The organism is Pseudoalteromonas rhizosphaerae, from assembly GCF_902498845.1.
GTDB classification, from domain to species: domain Bacteria; phylum Pseudomonadota; class Gammaproteobacteria; order Enterobacterales; family Alteromonadaceae; genus Pseudoalteromonas; species Pseudoalteromonas rhizosphaerae.
The window spans coordinates 1-337 of the sequence record NZ_CABVLM010000070.1; the positions used below are offsets into that span (position 1 = coordinate 1).

Below are 337 nucleotides of genomic sequence, written 5' to 3' on the forward strand. Positions count from 1 at the left end.
CCCGAGTTCTCTCAAGCGCCTTAGTATTCTCTACCTGATCACCTGTGTCGGTTTGGGGTACGATTCGGTATAATCTGAAGCTTAGAGGCTTTTCCTGGAAGTATGGCATCAGCAACTTCATCACCTTGGTGACTCGTCTCGTGTCTCAGCCTAACAGCAACCCGGATTTACCTAAGTCGCTAGCCTACTCACTTTCACATGGACTACCAACGCCATGCTTGCTTAGCCTGCTCCGTCCCCCCATCGCAATTATACCAAGTACGGAAATATTAATCCGTTTCCCATCGACTACGCCTTTCGGCCTCGCCTTAGGGGTCGACTTACCCTACCCTGATTA

General features: G+C 50.1%; 1 rRNA gene. It reads right to left on the reverse strand.

Going from position 1 to position 337, the window contains the following annotated elements:
* Nucleotides 1–337 (reverse strand): 23S ribosomal RNA (locus tag PSR9079_RS23505); the annotation flags it as partial.